At 59.4% G+C, this 6290-nt stretch carries 5 protein-coding genes and 3 pseudogenes; 2 read left to right on the forward strand and 6 right to left on the reverse strand.

Features of this window, described 5'->3' with window-relative positions; translation table 11 throughout:
• The 4 genes and pseudogenes from EN749_RS38270 to EN749_RS39080 all read right to left on the reverse strand — a co-directional run.
• Positions 1 to 212: hypothetical protein (locus EN749_RS38270; protein WP_210214732.1), on the reverse strand; the 212-nt coding region annotated here is incomplete at its 3' end.
• A 354-nt stretch (positions 213 to 566) separates the two neighbouring features.
• Complete coding sequence (locus tag EN749_RS28200; protein WP_128364391.1) at positions 567 to 1196, reverse strand: hypothetical protein; 630 nt, start codon at positions 1194 to 1196, stop codon at positions 567 to 569.
• Positions 1197 to 1388: 192 nt separating this feature from the next.
• Positions 1389 to 1702: pseudogene (locus tag EN749_RS28205) on the reverse strand (ATP-binding protein); the annotation flags it as partial.
• Positions 1703 to 1712: 10 nt separating this feature from the next.
• Positions 1713 to 2246 (reverse strand): annotated as a pseudogene (locus EN749_RS39080) (IS21 family transposase); the annotation flags it as partial.
• 586 nt (positions 2247 to 2832) lie between these two features.
• On the opposite strand from EN749_RS39080, the gene EN749_RS28215 reads away from it, so the two are divergent.
• Positions 2833 to 3105: a hypothetical protein gene (locus EN749_RS28215; RefSeq protein ID WP_095486041.1), complete on the forward strand. Its 273-nt coding sequence runs from the start codon at positions 2833 to 2835 to the stop codon at positions 3103 to 3105.
• A gap of 582 nt (positions 3106 to 3687) precedes the next feature.
• Here EN749_RS28215 and EN749_RS28220 read toward each other — a convergent pair.
• Positions 3688 to 5004 carry a HipA domain-containing protein gene (locus EN749_RS28220; protein ID WP_128364392.1) on the reverse strand — a complete coding sequence of 439 codons (1317 nt, stop codon included), beginning with the start codon at positions 5002 to 5004 and terminating at the stop codon, positions 3688 to 3690.
• Entirely contained in the window at positions 4994 to 5332 is a 339-nt protein-coding gene (locus EN749_RS28225) for a helix-turn-helix transcriptional regulator (protein ID WP_063169282.1), read from the reverse strand. The genes EN749_RS28220 and EN749_RS28225 overlap by 11 nt, the downstream gene beginning before the upstream one ends.
• Positions 5333 to 6083: 751 nt before the next feature.
• Between EN749_RS28225 and EN749_RS28235 the strand changes: the two are divergent.
• Positions 6084 to 6290: pseudogene (locus tag EN749_RS28235) on the forward strand (aldehyde dehydrogenase family protein); the annotation flags it as partial.

Raw genomic sequence — 6290 nt, forward strand, 5'->3', positions numbered from 1 at the left:
GCTCGGCCTGAAAGCTGAGCACGCTTTATGCTCAGGCTGCTGACAAGGCCAAAGCAGCGTAAGTGCGGAGTGAAATCCAAGGTCCACATGGGTCGTCGCGCTTCCCGTGCGCCTGGGAAGGCGCCGGCCCGGCCAAGCTTTCCCAGATCGTCCGGATGGCGCACAAGATACCGGTTCAGGTCGATCGAGATGGAGGCCGAGGCGTATGCCAAGGCGGTCGACTGCCTGACGAAAGATCAGAATGCGTCGCTGGCGCTCTACGATTTCCGCCGGCAGCGAGCTCAGCTCCTGCCGGGCATCCGTGTTTACTGGCGACGAGACACAAGATGTGCCCAAATTGCCACCAGACCGTCACCTGCGATGAGTTTCGGCAACTGATTTTGTCCTTTCAATCGTCGCCACTTCCTGGCCGCGGCCAACATGGGCCACTCGAAGGCAGCAGACTGGCGGCTATATGGACGGGCTGTGAGCCCGCACCGGAGACATTGGCGAAATCTACGATCTCTATAGCGTCAAGGAGAAGCGCGAGGTGTTGCAGATGTGGTCAAATCACATCGAATGGCTGATCAAGCAGGCTGCGGATGACGCTCTGGCGGCGTAGCTGCTGGCATGGGCGGAAGATGCGGCGCAACAATCGTCAGAGCCTCATCGAATTGGAGATCATGCTTGACCAGCAAATGCGCGGCCAATGCTTCGATGGCTGACCAGTGATCGAGTACTAGCCGGGCCGTGCAATCTTCGATCCGCCCCCAATCGGGGCGGCGCGGCATCAGGAACCGCAACTCACCATAGATTCGCTTGGCATCCGCGTAGTCGCTGCTCCCCTCATTCCCATCGGACGCATTCATCGCCATATCGCGCGGGTCCAGATAGCCTTCGAATGCGGATTCTGCAAAAGGACCTGCCAGACACGCAACTATCTCCCGGATCGCATCATCGCGTTCCAAACATCGATCCATATCGTCCTCGAAAATCGGCTTTCGCTTCGAGGTGAATCCTTGCGCTAAATAAAAACCCGCGCCTTCGACAACACCACCGCACTCTCCGTCACCGGCGTGGGGGTAAATACTAACACTTGAGAAAGCAGGGAGTTCACGGTCGTCGTCGAACATCTGACGGTGCAAAACGATGGCGGCCACCGCGTGCCCGGCTTCGTGATGCGCCACAAGCGGCAGATATTGGGAGGCTACATTCATGCGGTGCGGCTCTCAGGTCTAGTTTGCTTTTGCGCATAGGACCGCAATTGTCGTGCCAACTGGGAAAATCATTTCGGGCAATGCGATCGCTCCGATAGCGTTGTGTCTCCTGTCTGACATTGTTGGGAAGTCGACACGCGCCCGTCACAATGCGGTCGACCTTCCGCGCGAGTTGGGTGACCCGTGAAGGCGGCCGACCAGGACGGTGTTGCGCTGATCGGCGACGAAGGCGCCGCCGGGCGAGATCGCGCATCAGGGGGTGACCGGCGTGTCGGCGAAGTCGAAGTCGTCGATGTCCTTGGCCAGCGGCAACTTGGCGACAGCGAACTGGTATTTGATGGAGCGGGCCTGCTTCTCCGATATCTCGGCCTGCAAGAGATCACCGACAATCCTGGGCGGCTCGTGCCGTCGCTTGATGGCGACGCGCCCATGATCTCGTCATAGGCTCTGCGCATTCCGTAGAGCTTCAGCGCTCCCATCAGTTCCAGTACCTCGGTGCGTTCCATGGCTGTTTGTCCTCCTGAGACTGTCATAGCGGGCGCAGTCGGCGACCGCTCGTGAGCTAGCTCCAGCGCCTGGGGAATGGAAAGGATCGTGCCCGGCGCCGGATCGCGGCTGCGGGCCAGGATGTTGAGGATCACCGGCGCCGACGATGCACCGTGCTCGATGGCTTCCTGACAGGCGGCCTCGACCGCGCTCAATCCGTCGGTCAGCACCCAGGTGAGGATCAACACCATCTGCCGGTCGACGTCATCAACCGCCTTGAGCTGCGCCGCACCTTCTCCATTGCCGACCGCAGGACCCAGCCAAGGAACGGCGCGCGCCGTGTGCCAGGGATCGTAGACGGCCTCGTTGCGGCCAAAGGAGCGAACGTGTTCTCCCACGACCACGCCATCCTCTGGCGGATGCGATCCGATCGACACAAGCATGGATCTCGACGGGCCGACCGACGGCACTCGACAGCACCGAGTATTTGTTGTTGTCGAAGCGCACCGTGCAGGTCTTCGACACCGACGGGGGAATGCAATGGAAGCCGTCGAAGCGACCGGCAGCCGCTGCCGCTGCGGCTTGGCCGCATTCGCCGACAGAAGCCGGTCCAGCGTCTCACGCCGAGCTCCCATGCGGGGATAGGGCTGGTGCTTGCGCTCGTAGCGGAACTGCGTCTCCTCAGAACGCAGGACCTTGCGCACCACCTTGCGCGAGATCTTCAGCTCACGGCAGATCGCTTTGATCGACTTCCGCTGGACCAGCGACAGCCGACGTATCTTTGCAATCGTCTCTAAAACCAACATCCAAAACACAAATGCCTCCGATCAAGCCGGAGGCATCTTGATGACCCCATCGTTAAAGGGTCCCGTTTGGACGAAAATCACCCTTTAAACAGGGTCCCCATTCCACGAAAAATCAATGCACTACCTTCCGCAGCTGCGAGAGATCGCCACCGACCGCTTTGAAGGGGCTTTCGGCGGTCTCGTCAGCGAGGTTGTGGCATGAAGAAACATCAATCCACAGCATTGGGCCGAAGCATGCCACGGGCTCATGCCGCGGGAGAGCGGGAATATATTCTTGAAAGAAGCGGTCTCCGACATCAATACCGACAGGATGGGCAGCTTTCTCACATCACTTGAGGTCGAGCGTGGCAGTTGCGACCCGCAATGCAAGGCTGGCGGCGATGCATGCCTTTGCGCGGTTCCTGATTTCGGAGCACCCCGAATATATGGATACGCTGCAACTGGTGGTGACACTTCCCTTCAAGAGGGCGCGTGGGTGGCACCTGTCGAACATCTCGATGAGCCCGGAAATCAAGAGCGTCCTGGCGCGTATCGACCGCCGCACGCCTTCTGGACAGCGGGATTACGCTCTGTTTTCGCTGATGTTCAATACGGATGCACGAGTTCAGGGATCCTGAATCTTCTATTGTGACCTTCGTCTGGTATCGCCCTGTCCCGCCGAGCAAAGCAACGACCGCCCCACACTGCTCACCCGGTTCGGTGTTCGATACTTGCTGCGCACACATGGCTGCGGGCGAAGGAACCACCCTGGCTGAAAAAAGCATCCATCATCGCCCTTTGCGGGACACGACGGCATCCACCTCGTTAAGGCGGGTGTTGACATCGCCACCATCAGTCGATGGCCAGGCCACTCGGGCTGAACTAACGATGCGCTACGCCCAGGCCGGTATCGATATGAATCGGCAAGCGCTCGAACAAGTCTTCCCCGACGTGATGTCATCGGCAAAAGATCAGACGATCATCGCTTTGATGGCTGGATGTTTGGCTGGCTGCACCGCTTGTAGACGCTCAGTTATGTGGAGTTGTATCGCGGGAAGTCGCGCGTCTTGGGCTTTTGCGGTGTCAGCTCCACATCTCTCCGCAGTGCACGTTGTCACTGTTGAAGAGCCGTTTGTTCAATCTTCGTCCTGGCACGGCAAGGGTTGTCCATATTGTGGGCGTCTTGCGCTTGCCGAGCTTGTCCGAAATCCAGCGCCGGATCAGGCGTGAACACTGTTGCGTAGTTCGTCAGCCAGAGCGCGGAGAACGTCGGCGCTTCCTTCCAGCGCCGTAAAAGCGTAGGGATTGAGGAACTGTCGGCCCCAGAACAGATTGCGATCTATGCCGGATAGCGTAGCTTCCTCGCTGACACGCGGCCAATTCTCGGCAATGCATCGGAGCTGGCCTTCAACAATCGCAAGAGCTTCCGGCGCGCTGAGCAGGAAGTGATGCGCGGCTTCAAGGCAGGACGCTATCCGGCTCATGCGGTTATTGCCGCTGATGAGCATGGCCTGGCTGGCCTCCTGGCCACTGCGGGCCTGCGGACAAATATCGTACGCAGGCGTGAGGGTGAGCCTAGCCCCGTCCCAGAATGCCGCATGGTTGCGGGCATGATCGTCGGTGTTGCCGCAAAGTATGTTGAAGACAATGCGGCTGAACAACTCGCGCAGAGTTTCCGACGGCGCGGTGAATCGGTGGCGAATGATCTCCGCCAAATCCTGGTAGCTGGCGTAACGCGCCATCATCTCATCGAGCGCGAGCATCGTCAGCGCTGAGACCATGGATTTGCGTTGCCAGCCGCCCGTGACCTTGATCCGGTCGAATCGCTCGACGAGCAACACGTCGTTGCCTGCGGCGCGAACGAGCGAGACGGATGCCGCTCTGATGCCGCACAAGGCGGCAAGCCGCATGGCTATGAATTCTCCTTTGACGACGCTGTAAAGGTCGGCAGACGAGGAAAATTTCGCGACATGCTTGACGGCGTCATCCTCGATCAGCGCCTTTGGCCTTGCGCCGCCGATCGAGCTGCCGTGATGCAGCGCCTGATCTAATTCGGGGGTGAGCGGAAAACCTTTCTCTACCCGCTCCGCCGATTGGACAAGCTCTTCGAGAGTGGCATTGGCCAGTGCGCGCGGCTCGTAATGCATGGGCGAAAACTGAAAATCGAGCGCGCCGATGCGGTCCGAGCCTGATTCCAGCAAGAACGTCAGTTCTGAAATATCGAGCCGCGCGATTTCATCGCCCTTCACACCGAATTTGCGGTTTAGGATAACCCGTCGTCCCCAGGCATCAGGGGCAGCATCGCGGATGCATCCCGGCATGGTTAGGCCAGGAAGCAAAGGCAATTCGCCTGCCTTCAGGGGCAGTTCCGGGAGATAAAGCGGGATCGCGCTGCCCAGTTCACGAAAGCTCCTGCCATAGTTGAAGCTGACGAGTCCGTCATGGGCATATAGCCGCCCGGCGACAACCGGCGCGGTCTCGCCCGGCAGCCAGACCCAGACATAGGCTTCGTCGTACTTAGGGACCTTAGAACTCATCGACGATCTGCTTGCCGGCCTTGTAGACGTGCTTCGGCAGCAGCGCGATGCGATCGTCCATGCGGCCTGTGAGGGCTGTGATGCCATTGCCGTCGGCATCGAACAGCTTCACACCGACAATGGCAGCAGCTTCGAACATCAGTCCGATTTCGACTTTGGGATCGCCCTTCTCGATGCGCTGCAGGGTGCTGCGTGAAACACCGATTCTCTCGGCTAACTCCTGTGCGGTTAACCGGTGCTGCATCCGGCCAAGCCGGATGGTCTTACCGAAAAGGCCAAGCGCTTCCATCGCGTAGCGCGAATAGGTGCGTTTATACGTTGCCTTCATTCGGGTCTCTGTGACCTATGCATGATCCATATCGCCTTCTTTCGAACTTTATATAGGTAATGTCACAGAGCGACTGCCAAAGTCAAGACTCCGTATCGCAAGCGTTACCCATCCGAACGAGGAAGGCGGATATTGCCGACGGCTCCTGCACAACCGGCCAGCTCTGCGCGTCTCGGGCGAGGCGGAGATCTGGCGCTGGATCGCGGACAGCCTTGAGACGCCTCGCATGAGTCATTCATGGGCGGTCCCTGGTGCGGGGCCGCGGCGCTCGACTGCTGGCCGACATTCTCGGCGGCGGGACCCGCATCCGGCTACACCAGCACTTTTCGACCGCATACGCGCCCAGCTTCTCTCCGAAATCATTGCCAATGAGCGCGAACCTCATGCGATCGCCGAGCTGGCCTGGCGGCGCGGAATCTACGCACGCATCCGTATTCGAGACCGCCCAAGGGAGGCTGACTAGCGTAACGCCCTCCGATCTAAGCGCCTTCCACAAAGCCGCTTTCGCACGCGACGGGCTGCATGTGGCGGTCGTAGGCGACATAGATGCCAAGCCCTGAGAGTAAGGCTCTACCAGCTGTTCGGCGATTTGCCTCAGAAACTGGCGCTTGCCGGCGCGAACCAGTGGTATCGCGAGGGCGAGCACGCCGAGCGCTTTTCCTCCGCCCTCCACTGACCACAGACCCGCACGCAACGAAGCCGCGCTCGATCTTATCGTGGCGTGGCTAGGTGCAATGTTTGCTCTCGCCATCAGGCCGGCTTTCCCGATGGCGTGGTCAACCTGATCTATGCGTCCGAAGGTGATCGCGTGGGCCGTGAACTCTGCACCAATTCCAAAGATCAGCTTTACCGGTTCGAACGAGGTCGGACGGCTGCTGATGCGTCAGTGCTCTGACCAGATCAAGAAGGTCAGCCTTGAAACCGGCGGCAATGCACCTTTCATCATCTTCGATGATGC

Origin of the sequence: Mesorhizobium sp. M7A.F.Ca.ET.027.02.1.1 (assembly GCF_004022985.1) — a bacterium.
Taxonomy (GTDB): Bacteria; Pseudomonadota; Alphaproteobacteria; order Rhizobiales; family Rhizobiaceae; genus Mesorhizobium.

What these genes read in the sequence shown, in the direction of transcription:
- EN749_RS28200 (WP_128364391.1), bottom strand. Translation starts at nt 1,196, where the DNA reads ATGAATGTAGCCTCCCAATATCTGCCGCTTGTGGCGCATCACGAAGCC.
- EN749_RS28220 (WP_128364392.1), bottom strand. Translation starts at nt 5,004, where the DNA reads ATGAGTTCTAAGGTCCCTAAGTACGACGAAGCCTATGTCTGGGTCTGG.
- EN749_RS28225 (WP_063169282.1), bottom strand. Translation starts at nt 5,332, where the DNA reads ATGAAGGCAACGTATAAACGCACCTATTCGCGCTACGCGATGGAAGCG.